We start from the raw sequence: 17,233 nt of genomic DNA, 5'->3' as shown, positions 1-17,233 counted from the left end.
TTTTTCTACACGGGATAATATTCGTTTTGTCTGGGGCGGGGGGGGGGGGCCCCGCCCCCCCCCCGACGTCGGCGTACGCCCTCCCGCTCGACCTCGGCGGACGAGTGGGCTGCGGCCTGCGCTACTCTTGAATGTCGCCGCTGTCGCACCGCGCTGACCGTGCGCGCTCCGAGGGCGGCGACAGCCGCATTTTCCCAGCTCCAAGCCCCAGGAAGTGACATGCCTCCGAAGAAGAAGCTCGTCAAGACGTTCACGCTTCAGCTGCCGGCGGGCCAGGCCACGCCGGCGCCGCCGGTCGGCCCCGCGCTCGGCCAGCACGGCGTGAACATCATGGAGTTCTGCAAGTCCTACAACTCGCAGACCGAGTCCCAGCGGGGCGACATCGTCCCCGCCGAGATCAGCGTGTACGAGGACCGGTCCTTCACGTTCGTGCTGAAGACCCCGCCCGCTGCCCGGCTGCTGATCAAGGCCGCCGGTGTGCAGAAGGGCTCGGGCGTTCCGCAGGCCGAGAAGGTCGGCTCGGTCAGCCGCGCCCAGCTGCGTGAGATCGCCGAGAAGAAGATGGCCGACCTCAACGCCAACGACCTGGCCCAGGCCGAGAAGATCATTGCCGGCACCGCCCGGTCGATGGGCATCACCGTCAACGACTGACGTCGGCCCAGACCTTCGCCCAACCGTGGGAGGGCACGCGCCGAGCGGGCCCGCCAGAGACCACAGGAGTAATCAGCAATGCAGCGCAGCAAGAGCTACCGCAAGGCCGCCGACGTCGTCGACCGGTCCAAGCTCTACACCCCCTCCGAGGCCGTGAAGCTGGCCAAGGAGACCACCAACGTCAAGTTCGACGCCACGGTCGAGGTCGCCATGCGCCTCGGCGTCGACCCCCGCAAGGCGGACCAGATGGTCCGCGGTGTGGTCAACCTGCCGCACGGCACCGGTAAGACCGCCCGCGTGATCGTGTTCGCCAGCGGCGCGAAGGCCGAGGAGGCTGTCGCGGCGGGTGCGGACGAGGTGGGCACCGACGAGCTGGTCGCCCGGATCCAGGGTGGTTGGCTCGACTTCGACGCGGCGATCGCCACGCCGGACCAGATGGCCAAGATCGGCCGGATCGCGCGGATCCTGGGCCCGCGCGGTCTCATGCCGAACCCGAAGACCGGCACGGTGACCATGGACGTCACCAAGGCGGTGCAGGACATCAAGGGCGGCAAGATCACCTTCCGGGTGGACAAGCACTCCAACCTGCACCTGATCATCGGCAAGGCGTCCTTCTCGGAGAGCCAGCTGGTGGACAACTACGCGGCGGTGCTCGACGAGGTGCTGCGTGCCAAGCCCTCCTCGGCCAAGGGCAAGTACCTCAAGAAGGTCATCCTGACCACGACGATGGGTCCGGGTGTCCCGGTCGACCCGAACGTGGTGAAGAACCTGCAGGAGGGCTCGGCCGAGGCCTGAGCCGACTCCGCTCCACCGGGGCGCCGCCACCACCGTGGCGGCGCCCCGGCGCGTCTGAGATGTGGCACGCTCGACCGCATGCGGCTGGAAGACATCTGGTTGCGGTACCACCGGCGGGGGCCGTGGGTGCTGCGGGGTGTGGACGTGCGGATCGGTCCGGGCGAGACGGCCGTCGTTCTGGGCCGCAACGGGGTGGGCAAGTCGACCCTGCTCCAGGTGGCCGCGGGGGTTCTCCGGCCGGGTCGAGGTCGGGTGACCGACCGGCCGGCGCGGGTGGGCTGGGTGCCGGAGCGTTTTCCGGCCGACCAGCCGTTCACCGTGGCCCGCTATCTGACCGGGATGGCCCGGGTGTCGGGGCTGGGCAGCGCGGCGGCTGACGAGGCGGTGAGCTCCTGGATCGACCGGCTCGGGCTGTCCGCCTTCCGCTCGGTCCGGTTGCCGGAGCTGTCCAAGGGCACCGCGCAGAAGGTGGGCATCGCCCAGGCGATGCTGCGTCCACCGGGCCTGCTGGTGCTCGACGAGCCGTGGGAGGGCCTGGACGCCGCCACCCGCGAGCTGGTTCCCGAATTGATCGACGAGGTGCTGACCGACGGCGGTGCGGTCCTGGTGAGTGACCACCGCGGCGAGACGGTCCGGTTGCCGGGCGCGCGCCGCTGGTTGGTGGCCGATGGCATGGTGACCGAGGAGACGCCCTCGGCGGACGAGGCGTTCGCCGTGGTCGAGGTTGCGGTTCCGGCCGCACGGGTCGCCGGCACCGTCGCCCGGTTACGCGCCGAGGGGCACCAGGTGCTGCGGGTACGATCCGACGCGCCGCCGACCCCGCCGGGTGATCCAGAGGCCGGGTACGACGCCGTGGTGGTCGAACAGGCGGCGGGGGAGGCCCGGTGAGCGCGCTGGTGCGGATGCGGCTGGCCGGTTTCCTGCGGACCGGGCGAGCGATGGCACCGCTGCTCGCCGGCCTGGTCACGCTCGGCATCCTCTACGGCGGTGGCCGAGCCCAGCCGGCGGAGGCGTACGGCGTCTCGGCGGTGGTGCTCTTCCCGGTCGTCGCCTGGCAGACGAAGATTCTTCTGGACGTGGAGCCGGACGTGCAGCGGCGGCTGGCGCAGGTGACGGTCGGGGTGGCCCGGGAACGGTTGGCTGGGCTTCTCGCCGCCGGCGTGGCGGCGCTGGTGACGGTGGCCGTTGCGCTGCTCTTCCCCTGGCTGGTCGGCGGGGTCTCCGGCCCGGTCGATCCGGGGGACCGGTCGGTCCCGGTCGGGCTGGCCCTGGGGGTGTGGGCGCATCTGCTCGCCGTGCCCGCCGCGGTTGCCCTCGGCGCACTGGCCAGCCGGGCATCGGTGGGCGGCGCCGGGTACGGCGTCGCGGTGCTGGCTCTCGGTGGGGTCGGCGCGATCGTGCTCGGCCTGGCCGGCTCGGTGGCCCCCTGGCTGGCACCGCCGATCATGGCTGTGGCCCGGACCACCGCAGGCGATGCCGCCGCGCTCACGCTGCTCGGGCTCAGCGCGTGGGCGTTGGCCTGGAGCGCTGCCGCGCTCGGCGGCTACCTGTGGCGGCGGCGGGCCCACGGCTGACGGCTCGGAGGGCTCTTCGCGCAGGGTGGCCCGGCCCACACCGGCCCGATTTGGCGCAGCTCACGGGCGTCGCGTACTCTTCAAACGTCATCCGTGTTCTCATGGATGAGGAACCACCCAGAGACCGCTGGTCACCGTGCTTCGGCACGGTCGAAGGTCCCGCGACATCGGGCGACCCGCGTAGGGCGGCAAGCGTAACTCGGCAGTGAGCATGGTCCGCCGACCGTGACGATCTTCCGGCCCTCGCCCCGTGCGCCCTGCGCCGGGGCTTTTCGTTGTCGTGCTGCCTCCGCCCCCGTTCCGGCTTCGGCCGTGACGGGGACCAGCCTCGAGTAACGAGAGAGGAGGGACATGGCGGACAAGCCGATCCGGGCCGACAAGGCCACGGCCGTCGCTGAGCTGACCGAGAGCTTCCGCAGCTCGGGCGCCACCGTGCTGACCGAGTACCGCGGTCTGACGGTTTCCCAGCTCACCCAGCTTCGGCGCTCGCTCGGCGCCGAGACCAGCTACACGGTCGCGAAGAACACGCTGGCGAAGCGTGCTGCGACGGACGCGGGCATCACCGGCCTCGACGAGCTGTTCACCGGTCCTACCGCGCTGACTTTCGTTTCGGGCGACGTCGTCGAGGCGGCGAAGGGGCTTCGCGATTTCGCGAAGGCCAACCCGAAGCTCGTCATCAAGGGCGGTGTCTTCGAGGGCAAGGCCATTTCCGCGGCCGAGGTCTCGAAGCTGGCCGACCTTGAGTCCCGCGAGGTGCTGCTGGCCAAGCTGGCCGGCGCGATGAAGGGCAACCTGAGCAAGGCCGCGGCCCTGTTCCAGGCCCCGCTGTCGAAGACCGCCCGCCTGGCGGCTGCCCTGCAGGACAAGCGTGAGAAGGAGGGCGCCGAGGCGGCCTGAGGCCCCCACGGCGCTCCAGTTCTTTACTTAACAGAATCAGGAAAGGACGCCAGATATGGCGAAGCTCAGCACCGACGAGCTGCTCGACGCGTTCAAGGAGATGACGCTGATCGAGCTCTCTGAGTTCGTGAAGCAGTTCGAGACGACCTTCGAGGTCACCGCCGCGGCTCCGGTCGCGGTTGCCCAGGGTGGCGGCGGCGCCGCTGCTGCCCCGGTCGAGGAGGAGCAGGACGAGTTCGACGTCATCCTCGAGGCTGACGGTGGCAAGAAGATCCAGGTCATCAAGGTCGTGCGTGAGCTGACCGGCCTGGGCCTCAAGGAGGCCAAGGACGCGGTTGAGTCCGCGCCGAAGGCCATCCTGGAGAAGGTCAACAAGGAGACCGCCGAGAAGGCGAAGACCAAGCTCGAGGGCGAAGGCGCCAAGGTCACCCTCAAGTGACCTGATGTTCCACCAGCGCGTACCCGGCTCATGCGCCGGGACAACGATCGCGTCGCGGCGGGCGGTGATCCGACACGGATCGCCGCCCGCCGTGTTGGTGGATCTGGCGTCGACCCCACCTGAGCTGGGCTCCAACGGCCGGCGCCGTTGACCTGAACGAGCGTGCCGGGTCGCCCTCCAGTGGGAAAGAAGGGGCAACCCGGATACCGGCCCTTGACGCGGCCCCGGGCTGGCAGGCACGCTGACACCAGCAAGACACCGCGCTTGCGACAGCCACTACGTGGGTATGACAGCGGCGGCACCATCGGCCGCTGTAACCCGAGCGGCCCAGTGGGGACGTTGCGTTCTGAGCGGCCCGGCAGACCCCGGTTCACGGGGGCCGAGGCTCGTTCCGCAAACGACCCGCGGGGTGGGCTGGACAGCGGTTAGCCTGTCGGCTACACTGCTAGTTTGCGCTGCCTTCCGACTTGACCCCTGCTCGGAAATGTCCGTTTACGGATATTTCTGGTGGGGTCATTGGAGTGCACGCGTACCAGCCGTTCTGCAGCACCGGTCCTCGGAAGGACGCATCTTGGCAGCTTCCCGCCCTGCGAAGACCAGTCGTACGTCGAGCGCATTCGCTCCCCGCCGAGTTTCATTCGGCAGGATCACCGAACACCTCGAGGTCCCCAACCTCCTCGCCATTCAGAACGAGTCCTTCGACTGGCTCGTCGGCAACGAGGGTTGGCAGGGCCGGTCGGCGGACGACCCGCACGCACGCTCGGGTCTCGCGGAGATCCTTGAAGAGATCAGTCCCATTGAGGACTTCTCCGGCACCATGTCGCTCTCCTTCTCGGCGCCGCGCTTCGACGAGGTCAAGGCCTCGATCGAGGAGTGCAAGGAGAAGGACCTGACCTACTGCGCTCCGCTCTTCGTGACCGCGGAGTTCACCAACAACACCACTGGCGAGATCAAGAGCCAGACGGTGTTCATGGGTGACTTCCCGATGATGACGCCCAAGGGCACCTTCGTCATCAACGGCACCGAGCGCGTCGTGGTCAGTCAGCTCGTCCGGTCTCCGGGCGTGTACTTCTCCAAAGAGCCGGACAAGACCTCCGACCGCGACCTCTCCAGCGTCAAGGTCATCCCGAGTCGGGGTGCCTGGCTGGAGTTCGACATCGACAAGCGCGACACGGTCGGCGTTCGCATCGACCGCAAGCGTCGGCAGGCCGTCACCGTCCTGCTCAAGGCCGTCGGATGGTCGGCTGAGCGGATCCGTGAGCGGTTCGGTTGGTCCGAGCTCATGATGACCACGCTCGAGAAGGACCACATCGCCGGCGCCGACGAGGCCCTGCTCGATATCTACCGCAAGCTCCGCCCTGGCGAGCCGCCGACCCGCGAGAACGCCCAGACCCTGCTCGACAACCTCTTCTTCAACCCGAAGAGGTACGACGTCGCCAAGGTCGGGCGCTACAAGTTCAACAAGAAGCTCGAAGTCGCCGTGCCGATCACCACCGGCACGCTGACCGAGGACGACATCGTCGCCACCGTGGAGTACCTGTGCCGGCTGCACGCCGGTGAGGACGGCTACGAGGCCGACGACATCGACCACTTCGGCAACCGACGCCTGCGCACCGTGGGTGAGCTGATCCAGAACCAGGTTCGGGTCGGCCTGTCCCGGATGGAGCGGGTCGTCCGCGAGCGGATGACCACGCAGGACGTCGAGGCGATCACCCCGCAGACCCTGATCAACATCCGCCCGGTGGTGGCGGCGATCAAGGAGTTCTTCGGGACGTCGCAGCTGTCCCAGTTCATGGACCAGACCAACCCGCTGGCGGGTCTGACCCACCGGCGCCGGCTGAGCGCGCTCGGCCCGGGTGGTCTGTCCCGGGAGCGGGCCGGCTTCGAGGTCCGCGACGTGCACCCGTCCCACTACGGCCGGATGTGCCCGATCGAGACGCCGGAAGGCCCGAACATCGGCCTGATCGGCGCGCTGTCCACCTTCGCCCGGGTCAACCCGTTCGGCTTCATCGAGACGCCGTACCGGAAGGTCATCGAGGGTCGGGTCACCGACCAGATCGACTACCTGACCGCGGACGAGGAGGACCGGTTCGTCAAGGCCCAGGCCAACGCGCCGTTGAAGGCTGACGGCACGTTCGCCGAGGACCGGGTCCTGTGTCGTCGTAAGGGCGGCGAGACCGAGGACGTGATCCCGGCCGCCGTCGACTACATGGACGTGTCGCCGCGGCAGATGACCTCGGTCGCGACTGCCATGATCCCGTTCCTCGAGCACGACGACGCCAACCGGGCACTGATGGGCGCGAACATGCAGCGCCAGGCAGTGCCGCTGGTCAAGGCCGAGGCGCCGCTGGTTGGTACGGGCATGGAGTACCGGGCCGCGGTCGACGCTGGCGACGTGGTGGTCGCCGAGGTCGGCGGTGTGATCGAGGATCTCTGCGCCGACTACGTCACCATCCACCAGGACGACGGCCACCGCCGGACGTACCTGCTGCACAAGTTCCGCCGCTCCAACGCCGGCTCCTGCGTCAACCAGAAGCCGGTCGTCTTCGAGGGCGACCGCGTCGAGGCCGGTCAGGTCATCGCCGACGGTCCCTGCACCGACGAGGGCGAAATGGCGCTCGGGCGCAACCTGCTCGTGGCGTTCATGTGCTGGGAAGGCCACAACTACGAGGACGCGATCATCCTGTCGCAGCGCCTCGTGCAGCAGGACGTGCTCACCTCGATCCACATCGAGGAGCACGAGGTCGACGCTCGGGACACCAAGCTCGGCCCGGAGGAGATCACCCGCGACATCCCGAACGTCAGCGAGGAAATGCTCGCCGACCTCGACGAGCGCGGGATCATCCGGATCGGTGCCGAGGTCGTCCCCGGTGACATCCTGGTCGGCAAGGTCACGCCCAAGGGCGAGACCGAGCTGACCCCGGAGGAGCGGCTGCTTCGCGCGATCTTCGGTGAGAAGGCGCGTGAGGTCCGGGACACCTCGCTGAAGGTGCCGCACGGCGAGACCGGCACGGTCATCGGTGTGCGTACCTTCTCTCGCGAGGACGGCGACGAGCTGCCCCCGGGCGTCAACGAGCTGGTCCGGGTGTACGTGGCCCAGAAGCGGAAGATCCAGGACGGCGACAAGCTCGCCGGCCGGCACGGTAACAAGGGCGTCATTTCCAAGATCCTTCCGATCGAGGACATGCCGTTCCTGGAGGACGGCACCCCCGTCGACATCGTGCTCAACCCGCTGGGTGTGCCGAGCCGGATGAACATCGGCCAGGTGCTCGAAACCCACCTCGGCTGGGTCGCCAAGACCGGCTGGAAGGTCGAAGGCGACGACGCGTCCTGGAAGAAGCAGCTGCGTTCGATCGACGCGCACGAGTCCGAGGGGGACACGAACGTGGCCACCCCGGTCTTCGACGGCGCCCGCGAGGAGGAGATCGCCGGTCTGCTCTCGTCGACCCTGCCCAACCGGGACGGCAACCAGCTGATCGGCTCCAGCGGCAAGGCGCAGCTGTTCGACGGTCGCTCCGGCGAGCCGCTGCCGGACCCGATCGCGGTCGGCTACATCTACATCCTGAAGCTCAACCACCTGGTCGACGACAAGATCCACGCACGGTCGACCGGCCCGTACTCGATGATCACGCAGCAGCCGCTGGGTGGTAAGGCGCAGTTCGGTGGTCAGCGTTTCGGTGAGATGGAGTGCTGGGCGATGCAGGCGTACGGCGCCGCGTACGCCCTGCAGGAGCTGCTCACGATCAAGTCCGACGACGTGCTCGGCCGGGTGAAGGTCTACGAGGCCATCGTCAAGGGCGAGAACATCCCGGAGCCGGGCATCCCGGAGTCGTTCAAGGTGCTGCTCAAGGAGCTGCAGTCGCTGTGCCTCAACGTTGAGGTGCTCTCCAGCGACGGTGTGGCCCTGGAGATGCGCGAGACCGACGACGAGGTGTTCCGGGCCGCCGAGGAGCTGGGCATCGACCTGTCCCGGCGCGAGCCGAGCTCGGTCGAAGAGGTCTGAGGTGAGCGGTCGGGGGCCGGTCTACCGGCCCCCGACCTCGCCCGAGAATTAGCAGTACAGACGACGACATAGGGGACATAGTGCTCGACGTCAACTTCTTCGACGAGCTGCGCATTGGTCTCGCCACCGCCGACGACATCCGTCAGTGGTCGCACGGCGAGGTCAAGAAGCCTGAGACGATCAACTACCGCACCCTGAAGCCGGAGAAGGACGGGCTCTTCTGCGAGAAGATCTTCGGTCCGCAGCGGGACTGGGAGTGCTACTGCGGTAAGTACAAGCGCGTCCGGTTCAAGGGCATCATCTGTGAGCGCTGTGGCGTCGAGGTGACTCGCTCCAAGGTCCGTCGTGAGCGGATGGGGCACATCGAGCTCGCCGCTCCGGTGACCCACATCTGGTACTTCAAGGGCGTTCCGAGCCGGCTGGGCTACCTGCTGGACCTCGCCCCCAAGGACCTCGAAAAGATCATCTACTTCGCCTCGTACGTCGTGACGAGCGTGGACGCGGAGTCGCGTCACCGTGACCTCTCGACGATCGAGAACGAGATCCTCGCCGAGAAGCGGCAGTCCGAGAACAGCCGCGACTCGGAGATCGAGAAGCGCGCCGCCAAGCTCGAGGCCGACCTGGCCGAGCTGGAGGCCGAGGGTGCCAAGGCGGACGTCCGGCGCAAGGTCAAGGAGGGCGGAGAGCGCGAAATGCGCCAGATCCGCGACCGGGCCCAGCGCGAGATCGACCGCCTGGACGAGGTGCTGGACACCTTCCGCAAGCTGGAGCCGAAGCAGCTGGTCACCGACGAGCTGCTCTACCGCGAGCTGCGCGACCGGTTCGGTGAGTACTTCACCGGTTCCATGGGCGCCGAGGCGATCAAGGCGCTGGTCCAGAACATGGACCTCGACGCCGAGGCCGAGAGCCTGCGGGAGACCATCCGGTCCGGCAAGGGCCAGCGGAAGATCCGGGCGCTCAAGCGGCTCAAGGTCGTGGCGGCGTTCCTGAACACCCGCAACTCGCCGCTCGGCATGGTGTTGGACTGCGTCCCGGTCATCCCGCCGGACCTGCGCCCGATGGTGCAGCTCGACGGTGGCCGGTTCGCGACCTCGGACCTGAACGACCTGTACCGCCGCGTGATCAACCGGAACAACCGCCTCAAGCGGCTGATCGACCTCGGCGCTCCCGAGATCATCGTCAACAACGAGAAGCGGATGCTCCAGGAGGCCGTCGACGCACTGTTCGACAACGGCCGTCGCGGCCGGCCGGTCACCGGTCCGGGTAACCGCCCGCTCAAGTCGCTGTCCGACATGCTCAAGGGCAAGCAGGGCCGGTTCCGCCAGAACCTGCTGGGCAAGCGCGTCGACTACTCCGGCCGTTCGGTCATCGTGGTCGGCCCGAAGCTCAAGCTGCACCAGTGTGGTCTGCCCAAGCAGATGGCGCTGGAGCTGTTCAAGCCGTTCGTCATGAAGCGGCTGGTCGACCTCAACCACGCGCAGAACATCAAGTCCGCCAAGCGGATGGTCGAGCGTCAGCGCCCGGTCGTGTGGGACGTGCTGGAAGAGGTCATCGGCGAGCACCCGGTGCTGCTCAACCGGGCGCCGACCCTGCACCGTCTGGGCATCCAGGCCTTCGAGCCGCAGCTGGTCGAGGGCAAGGCGATCCAGATCCACCCGCTGGTCTGCACGGCGTTCAACGCCGACTTCGACGGTGACCAGATGGCGGTGCACGTGCCGCTGTCCGCCGAGGCCCAGGCCGAGGCACGCATCCTGATGCTGTCGTCGAACAACATCCTCAAGCCGGCCGACGGCAAGCCGGTCACCATGCCCACCCAGGACATGGTCATCGGTCTCTACCACCTCACCCACCGCATCGCCGGTGAGAAGAAGGGCGAGGGCCGGGCGTTCAGCTCGGACGCCGAGGCCCGGATGGCCTTCGACAACGGCGAGCTGCACCTGCAGGCGCTGGTGAAGATCCGCCTGCGCGGCGTGACCGAGGTCGACAACGGCGCCGGTGCCGAGCAGTGGACCGCCCCGGAAGGCTGGGTCGAGGGTGACCCGCTGACCGTGGAAACGACCCTGGGTCGGGTGCTGTTCAACGAGACGCTGCCGCAGGGCTACCGCTTCGTGAACTACGAGATCCGCAAGGGTCAGCTCTCCGCGATCGTCAACGACCTCGCCGAGCGCTTCCCCAAGGTGGCGCTGGCCGCCACCCTGGACGGGCTCAAGGAGGCCGGTTTCCACTGGGCCACCTGGTCCGGCGTGACGATCGGCATGGAGGACGTCATCGCTCCGCCGCGCAAGGCGGAGATCCTGGCGAAGTACGAGAAGGAAGCCGACCGGATCGACAAGCAGTACCAGCGTGGTCTGATGACCGCCGAGGAGCGTCGCGGCGAACTCATCGAGATCTGGACCAAGGCGACCAACGAGGTCGCCAAGGAGATGGACACCGCGCTGCCGCAGGAGAACCCACTGTGGAAGATGATCCACTCGGGTGCCCGCGGTAACCTGCTCCAGCTCCGGCAGATCGCGGCGATCCGTGGTCTGGTGGCAAACCCGAAGGGCGAGATCATCCCGCGGCCGATCAAGGCCAGCTACCGGGAGGGTCTGTCCGTGCTGGAGTACTTCATCTCCACGCACGGTGCCCGTAAGGGTCTTGCCGACACCGCGCTGCGGACCGCCGACTCGGGTTACCTGACCCGTCGTCTGGTGGACGTCTCGCAGGACGTCATCATCCGTGAAGAGGACTGCGGCACCGACCGGGCGATCCCGATGCAGATCGGCGAGAAGCTGGACGGCAAGCTCGTCGTCCACACCCACGCCGAGACCAGCGTGCACGCCCGGACCCTGGCCGACGACATCAAGGGGCCGGACGGCACCGTGGTGGCCGAGCGCGGTCAGGACCTCAACTCCATCGGGGTCGACAAGATCGTCGCCGCCGGCGTGGAGACGGTCCGGGTGCGCAGCGTGCTCACCTGCGAGTCCAAGCTGGGTGTCTGCGCGGCCTGCTACGGCCGGTCGCTGCCGACCGGCAAGTCGGTCGACATCGGCGAGGCGGTCGGCATCATCGCCGCCCAGTCCATCGGTGAGCCCGGTACGCAGCTGACGATGCGTACCTTCCACACCGGTGGTGTCGCGGGTGAGGACATCACCCAGGGTCTGCCGCGTGTCCAGGAAATCTTCGAGGCTCGGGTCCCGAAGGGTAAGGCGCCCATCGCCGACACCCCCGGCCGGATCCGGATCGAGGACGGCGAGCGGTCCCGCAAGATCATCGTGGTGCCGGACGACGGCAGCGAAGAGATCGTGTACGACAAGATCTCGAAGCGGGTCAAGCTCCGGACCCACGACGGGGGCCACGTCGCGGTCGGCGAGAAGCTGACCGAGGGCACCATCGACCCGCACGAGCTTCTGCGGATCATGGGTCCGCGGGCGGTCCAGGTCCACCTGACCAGTGAGGTCCAGGAGGTCTACCGCTCGCAGGGTGTGCTCATCCACGACAAGCACATCGAGATCATCATCCGCCAGATGCTCAAGCGGGTGACGGTCATCGACTCCGGCTCGACCGAGTTCCTGCCGGGCGTGCTGGTCGACCGGGCGCTGTTCGAGTCGGAGAACCGCCGGCTCGTCTCGGAGGGCGGCGAGCCCGCCGCTGGTCGTCCGGTGCTGATGGGTATCACCAAGGCCTCGTTGGCCACCGACTCCTGGCTCTCGGCGGCCTCCTTCCAGGAGACCACCCGGGTGCTGACCGACGCTGCGATCAACTCGCGCAGCGACTCGCTGGTCGGCCTCAAGGAGAACGTGATCATCGGCAAGCTCATCCCGGCCGGTACGGGCATCAGCAAGTACCGCAACGTCCGGGTGGAGCCGACCGAGGAGGCCAAGGCCAAGGTCTACTCGATGACCGGCTACCCGGAGACCGACTACGGGTTCGGGCCGGCCAGCGGGCAGGCTGTGCCGCTGGACGACTTCGACTTCGGGTCGTACCGCTAAGCACCAATCACACGACGAGGCCCCCGGCATCCGCCGGGGGCCTCGTCGTGTCCGGACCGGCCCACCCCCGGCCCGAGTTCGGCATGATGGGGGGATGACGACCGCACCCGGGCAGGTGGCAGTCGCGCAGCAGGGCCTGCGCCACCCGCTGGACCCGGATCCGGCCCGCGCCACGAAGGTGCGGGCGGTTTTCGCGCTAGGGCTGCTCGGCCTGCTGACCGGGCTGTTCATCGGTGGGGTGGTGCCGGCGACGGTGGCCCTGCAACTGGCCCGGCAGGCGCGCCGTGAGGCGTACGCCTCGGGAGGTTTCCTCACCGGGAGCGCCTGGCTGCGACAGGGGGAGCGGATGGCCTGGATCGGCCTGGTGCTGGCCGCGGTCAGTGTGGTGGCCGCGGTGGTCATCGGGGTGGTTCGGCTGGCCGGCGCGCCGTTCGGCCACGACTACCCGGCGAACATGGACTGAGCCATCCGTGGCCGCGCCCGGCGTGGGCGGCGGCACTCTCGGCGGTAGCCTGGCCGGTGTCCGCCGTGCGGCGGTGGCGGCCTTTCGACAGGAGGACCTCGTGACGGAACCGGCCCGGCCCCCTGCGGACGAACCGGCCGGCCATCCGGACGCGCCGTCCGAGCCGAGCGGCTGGGCGCGGCCAGGCCCGAGCGGCGAGCCACACCCACCCGCGTCCACGCCGGGTTGGGGCGCGCCGCCACCTCCCGCACCGCACCCCGGCGGGGCCCCCACCGGCTGGGGTACGACCACTCCGCCCGACTCCGTGCAGCCGTACCCGGTCTCCGGAGCACAGACCCCGCCGCCGGGGTGGGGCCCGCCGTCGTCCGGTGCTGGTATGCCGCCGGGGTGGGGCCCGCCGTCGTCCGGCGCTGGCATGCCGCCGGGGTGGGGCCCTTCGGCGCCGGGCCATGCCCCCGGCTGGGGTGCCGCGCCGGGGCATCCGGTGCCGCCGCCCACCGACGACCAACGCCGGCCGCCGAAGCGGGTGGAGATGGTGCCCGGTACGCCGTTCGGCGTCGTGCACCTGGACGTGGCGCCGGTCACCTCCGGTCTGGCCATCGGTGCGCTGGTGGCCGGGGTCGCGTCGGTCCTGGTCTCACTGCTGGTGATCTGCTTCGGGGTGGCCTTCGTGGACGAGGGCGGGGCCTGGGCGTCCGGAGCGTTCGCCGCGCTCGCCGTTCTGGCCGGCCTGGCGGCGGTCGTCGCCGGCCTGCTCGGCCAGCGGCAGATCCGCAGGCCGACCGCGCCCTCCGCGGTCCGGTTCACCGGCCGAGGGCTGGCGGTGGCCGGGATCAGCTGTGGCGCGGTGGGGGCGCTGCTCAGCCTCGTGGGCCTGGGCCTGGCGCTGCTTCTCGCCCTGACGTGAGGCTGGTGACCATCCGATCCGCCGCCTGACGCGGTTCCCGGCACCCGCCCCGGGGGCGACGGCTGGTCCCGAGGGGAAGCCGGTACACTTGTGCTCGTAGGTGCCCATCGCGGGCGACGGGGCAGGGCGAGATCGGCCGGCGGGTGTGAGACGGTCGCCGGGCCATTCCGTTTTGACCTGGGCGGTTGTGGTAGGTACTCTTCCCCCTTGTGCCCGGGCATGCCCGGGCAACTCGTGCGTGCGCTGTTTCCGGAGTCCGGACGGCGGCACGACAAGACAAGGATCCGGGGCGGGGCGACCCGCGCACCGGTGACAGACACCCGTGTAGCACGCGAAAGCGTCCGCAACGGGACCGTGATGAGGGCGACACGCCCGACCGCGGGTGCCGGGGCCTCCGCAAGGTGGCCCTGGTCGGAATGTAGGAGAGCCGGTCATCAGGCCGGCTAACGAGCAGACGGCGCGGCCGCGGATGCGGCCGAAGGGAGCGGAGAAACCCGGTGCCCACGATCCAGCAGCTGGTCCGAAAGGGCCGCAAGGCAAAGACGAGTAAGACCAAGACCCCGGCGCTGAAGGGTTCCCCTCAGCGGCGCGGCGTGTGCACCCGCGTGTACACCACCACCCCCAAGAAGCCGAACTCAGCGCTGCGCAAGGTCGCTCGTGTGAAGCTCAGCAGCCAGATCGAGGTGACCGCCTACATCCCGGGTGTTGGTCACAACCTGCAGGAGCACTCGATCGTGCTCGTTCGCGGCGGCCGGGTGAAGGACCTCCCCGGCGTGCGTTACAAGATCGTTCGCGGTTCGCTGGACACCCAGGGTGTCCGCAACCGCAAGCAGGCGCGCAGCCGTTACGGCGCCAAGAAGGAGAAGAGCTGACATGCCGCGTAAAGGACCCGCTCCGCGGCGGCCACTGGTCGCTGACCCGGTGTACAACTCGCCGCTGGTCACCCAGCTGGTAAACAAGATCCTGCTGCGCGGCAAGCGCCAGCTCGCCGAGACCATCGTGTACGCGGCCCTTGAGGGCTGCCGCGAGAAGTCCGGCACCGACCCCGTCGTCACCCTCAAGCGGGCGATGGACAACGTCAAGCCGACCCTCGAGGTGCGTAGCCGTCGTGTCGGTGGCGCCACCTACCAGGTTCCGGTCGAGGTCCGCCCGACCCGGGCGACCACCCTGGGCCTGCGCTGGCTGGTCACCTACTCCCGCGCTCGGCGGGAGAAGACCATGGTCGAGCGGCTGATGAACGAGCTGCTGGACGCGAGCAACGGCCTCGGTGCCGCCGTCAAGCGGCGCGAGGACACGCACAAGATGGCCGAGTCGAACAAGGCCTTCGCGCACTACCGCTGGTAACACCCTGGTTCCGGCGCCCACGGGCGCCGGAACCGCCACCAGTTGAGTCGAGACGACGATAAGTAGGGATTGAAGTGGCCGCCGCAGACGCGCTCGCCAACGTACGCAACATCGGCATCATGGCGCACATCGATGCCGGTAAGACCACGACCACCGAGCGAATCCTCTTCTACACCGGCATCACGTACAAGATCGGTGAGGTCCACGAGGGCGCTGCCGTCATGGACTGGATGGAGCAGGAGCAGGAGCGTGGTATCACCATCACCTCCGCTGCTACCAAGTGTGAGTGGAAGGGCCACACGATCCAGATCATCGACACGCCTGGCCACGTCGATTTCACGGTCGAGGTCGAGCGGTCGCTGCGGGTCCTGGATGGTGCGGTCGCGGTCTACGACGGCGTTGCCGGCGTGGAGCCGCAGACGGAGAACGTCTGGCGGCAGGCCGACAAGTACAACGTCCCGCGCATGTGCTTCGTCAACAAGCTCGACCGGACTGGCGCCGACTTCTTCCGCTGCGTGCAGATGATGATCGACCGGCTGAACGCCACCCCGCTGGTGCTCCAGATCCCGATCGGGCTCGAGGGCGACCACATCGGTGTCGTCGACCTGATCGGCATGCGCGCTCTCACCTGGCGTGGGGAGACCCAGAAGGGTGACGACTACGCGATCGAGGAGATCCCGGCCGACCTGGCCGACTCCGCGGCCGAGTGGCGCGAGAAGCTGCTGGAGACCCTCGCTGACGTCGACGACGCGGTGATGGAGAAGTACCTGGAGGGCGAGGAGATCTCCGCCGAGGAGATCAAGGCCGCCATCCGGCGTTCCACCATCGCCGGCAAGGCCAACCCGGTGCTCTGCGGCTCGGCGTTCAAGAACAAGGGCGTTCAGCCCATGCTCGACGCCGTGGTCGACTTCCTGCCGTCGCCGCTGGACGTTCCGGCGATCGAGGGTACGGCCACCGACGGCGAGACCCCGCTGATCCGGAAGCCGTCCAAGTCGGAGCCCTTCGCCGGCCTGGCCTTCAAGATCCAGACGGACAAGCACCTCGGCAAGCTCACCTACGTCCGGGTCTACTCCGGCCTGCTCGAGTCCGGCTCCCAGGTGGTCAACTCCACCAAGGACCGCAAGGAGCGGATCGGCAAGATCTACCAGATGCACGCCAACAAGCGGGAAGAGCGTCCGTCGGCGCAGGCCGGCGACATCATCGCCGTCCAGGGTCTCAAGCAGACCACCACCGGCGACACGCTTTCCGACCCGGCGAACCCGGTGATCCTGGAGTCGATGACCTTCCCGGAGCCGGTCATCTCGGTGGCGATCGAGCCGAAGACCAAGTCCGACCAGGAGAAGCTCGGCACCGCGATCCAGCGGCTGGCCGAGGAGGACCCGACCTTCCGCGTCCGTCTGGACGAGGAGACCGGTCAGACGGTCATCTCCGGCATGGGCGAGCTGCACCTGGACATCCTGGTCGACCGGATGCGCCGCGAGTTCAACGTCGAGGCCAACGTCGGCAAGCCGCAGGTGGCGTACCGCGAGACCATCCGCCGCAAGGTGGACAAGGTCGAGTACACCCACAAGAAGCAGACCGGTGGTTCCGGCCAGTACGCCCGCGTGATCGTGAGCGTCGAGCCGCTGCCGCTGGACAACGACTCGCCGACCTACGAGTTCGCCAACGCCGTCAGTGGCGGCCGTATCCCCCGGGAGTTCATCCCCTCGGTGGACGCCGGCGCGCAGGACGCACTGCAGTACGGCATCCTCGCGGGCTTCCCGCTGGTCGGTGTGAAGCTGACCCTGCTGGACGGCCAGTACCACGAGGTTGACTCGTCGGAAATGGCATTCAAGATCGCCGGCTCGATGGTGATGAAGGACGCGGCCCGCAAGGCCGATCCCGCACTGCTTGAGCCGATGATGGCCGTTGAAGTCACCACTCCTGAGGAGAACATGGGTGACGTCATCGGTGACCTCAACTCCCGCCGCGGCATCATCCAGGCGATGGAGGAGCGCAGTGGCGCCCGCATCGTGAAGGCTCTGGTGCCGTTGTCGGAGATGTTCGGCTACGTCGGCGACCTGCGGTCGAAGACCCAGGGCCGGGCTAGCTACAGCATGCAGTTCGACTCCTACGCCGAGGTTCCGCAGAGCGTCGCGAAGGAGATCATCGCCAAGGCAACGGGCGAGTAACTTCCCCGAGCAGGTGAT

13 protein-coding genes are annotated in these 17,233 nt (G+C 68.4%); all 13 read left to right on the top strand.

Annotated features, from left to right (window positions below; genetic code table 11):
* Positions 1-219 precede the first annotated feature (219 nt).
* The 13 genes from rplK (at position 220) to fusA (ending at position 17,215) form a co-directional block, all read left to right on the top strand.
* The gene (gene rplK / locus ABZT18_RS06635; protein ID WP_110563109.1) at positions 220-651 is read left to right on the top strand and encodes a 50S ribosomal protein L11; all 432 of its coding nucleotides are present in this window, start codon (positions 220-222) and stop codon (positions 649-651) included.
* Between the two features lie 78 nt (positions 652-729).
* Positions 730-1,446, top strand: coding sequence for a 50S ribosomal protein L1 (rplA, locus tag ABZT18_RS06630; RefSeq protein WP_354995011.1), 717 nt, complete (start codon positions 730-732; stop codon positions 1,444-1,446).
* A gap of 78 nt (positions 1,447-1,524) precedes the next feature.
* Positions 1,525-2,334: an ABC transporter ATP-binding protein gene (locus tag ABZT18_RS06625; RefSeq protein WP_355250726.1), complete on the top strand. Its 810-nt coding sequence runs from the start codon at positions 1,525-1,527 to the stop codon at positions 2,332-2,334.
* Positions 2,331-3,020 carry a hypothetical protein gene (locus ABZT18_RS06620; protein ID WP_355250723.1) on the top strand — a complete coding sequence of 230 codons (690 nt, stop codon included), beginning with the start codon at positions 2,331-2,333 and terminating at the stop codon, positions 3,018-3,020. The genes ABZT18_RS06625 and ABZT18_RS06620 overlap by 4 nt, the downstream gene beginning before the upstream one ends.
* A 351-nt stretch (positions 3,021-3,371) precedes the next feature.
* Positions 3,372-3,917 (top strand): 50S ribosomal protein L10, encoded by a 546-nt coding sequence (gene rplJ / locus ABZT18_RS06615; RefSeq protein ID WP_354995014.1) that lies wholly within the window; start codon positions 3,372-3,374, stop codon positions 3,915-3,917.
* 55 nt (positions 3,918-3,972) lie between these two features.
* Complete coding sequence (rplL, locus tag ABZT18_RS06610) at positions 3,973-4,356, top strand: 50S ribosomal protein L7/L12 (RefSeq protein WP_354995015.1); 384 nt, start codon at positions 3,973-3,975, stop codon at positions 4,354-4,356.
* A 571-nt stretch (positions 4,357-4,927) separates the two neighbouring features.
* On the top strand, positions 4,928-8,359 hold the full coding sequence (locus ABZT18_RS06605) for a DNA-directed RNA polymerase subunit beta (RefSeq protein ID WP_354995016.1): 3,432 nt from the start codon (positions 4,928-4,930) through the stop codon (positions 8,357-8,359).
* 80 nt (positions 8,360-8,439) lie between these two features.
* Complete coding sequence (locus tag ABZT18_RS06600; protein WP_354995017.1) at positions 8,440-12,330, top strand: DNA-directed RNA polymerase subunit beta'; 3,891 nt, start codon at positions 8,440-8,442, stop codon at positions 12,328-12,330.
* A 94-nt stretch (positions 12,331-12,424) separates the two neighbouring features.
* Positions 12,425-12,793 (top strand): hypothetical protein, encoded by a 369-nt coding sequence (locus tag ABZT18_RS06595; RefSeq protein ID WP_355250720.1) that lies wholly within the window; start codon positions 12,425-12,427, stop codon positions 12,791-12,793.
* A 526-nt stretch (positions 12,794-13,319) separates the two neighbouring features.
* A complete protein-coding gene (locus tag ABZT18_RS06590) occupies positions 13,320-13,700 on the top strand; it encodes a hypothetical protein (RefSeq protein ID WP_354995204.1) in 381 nt (126 codons plus the stop codon).
* A 497-nt stretch (positions 13,701-14,197) separates the two neighbouring features.
* Entirely contained in the window at positions 14,198-14,572 is a 375-nt protein-coding gene (gene rpsL, locus ABZT18_RS06585; RefSeq protein ID WP_354995019.1) for a 30S ribosomal protein S12, read from the top strand.
* A 1-nt stretch (position 14,573) separates the two neighbouring features.
* A complete protein-coding gene (gene rpsG, locus ABZT18_RS06580; RefSeq protein WP_030489583.1) occupies positions 14,574-15,044 on the top strand; it encodes a 30S ribosomal protein S7 in 471 nt (156 codons plus the stop codon).
* A 74-nt stretch (positions 15,045-15,118) separates the two neighbouring features.
* Positions 15,119-17,215, top strand: coding sequence for an elongation factor G (gene fusA, locus ABZT18_RS06575; RefSeq protein WP_354995020.1), 2,097 nt, complete (start codon positions 15,119-15,121; stop codon positions 17,213-17,215).
* The last annotated feature ends 18 nt before the right edge of the window (positions 17,216-17,233 follow it).

Source organism: Micromonospora sp. NPDC005291, from assembly GCF_040607415.1.
In the GTDB taxonomy this organism is placed as follows: Bacteria; Actinomycetota; Actinomycetes; order Mycobacteriales; family Micromonosporaceae; genus Micromonospora.
The sequence above is the reverse complement of the archived record's forward strand: the minus strand, read 5'-3'. Positions and strand labels throughout refer to the sequence as shown.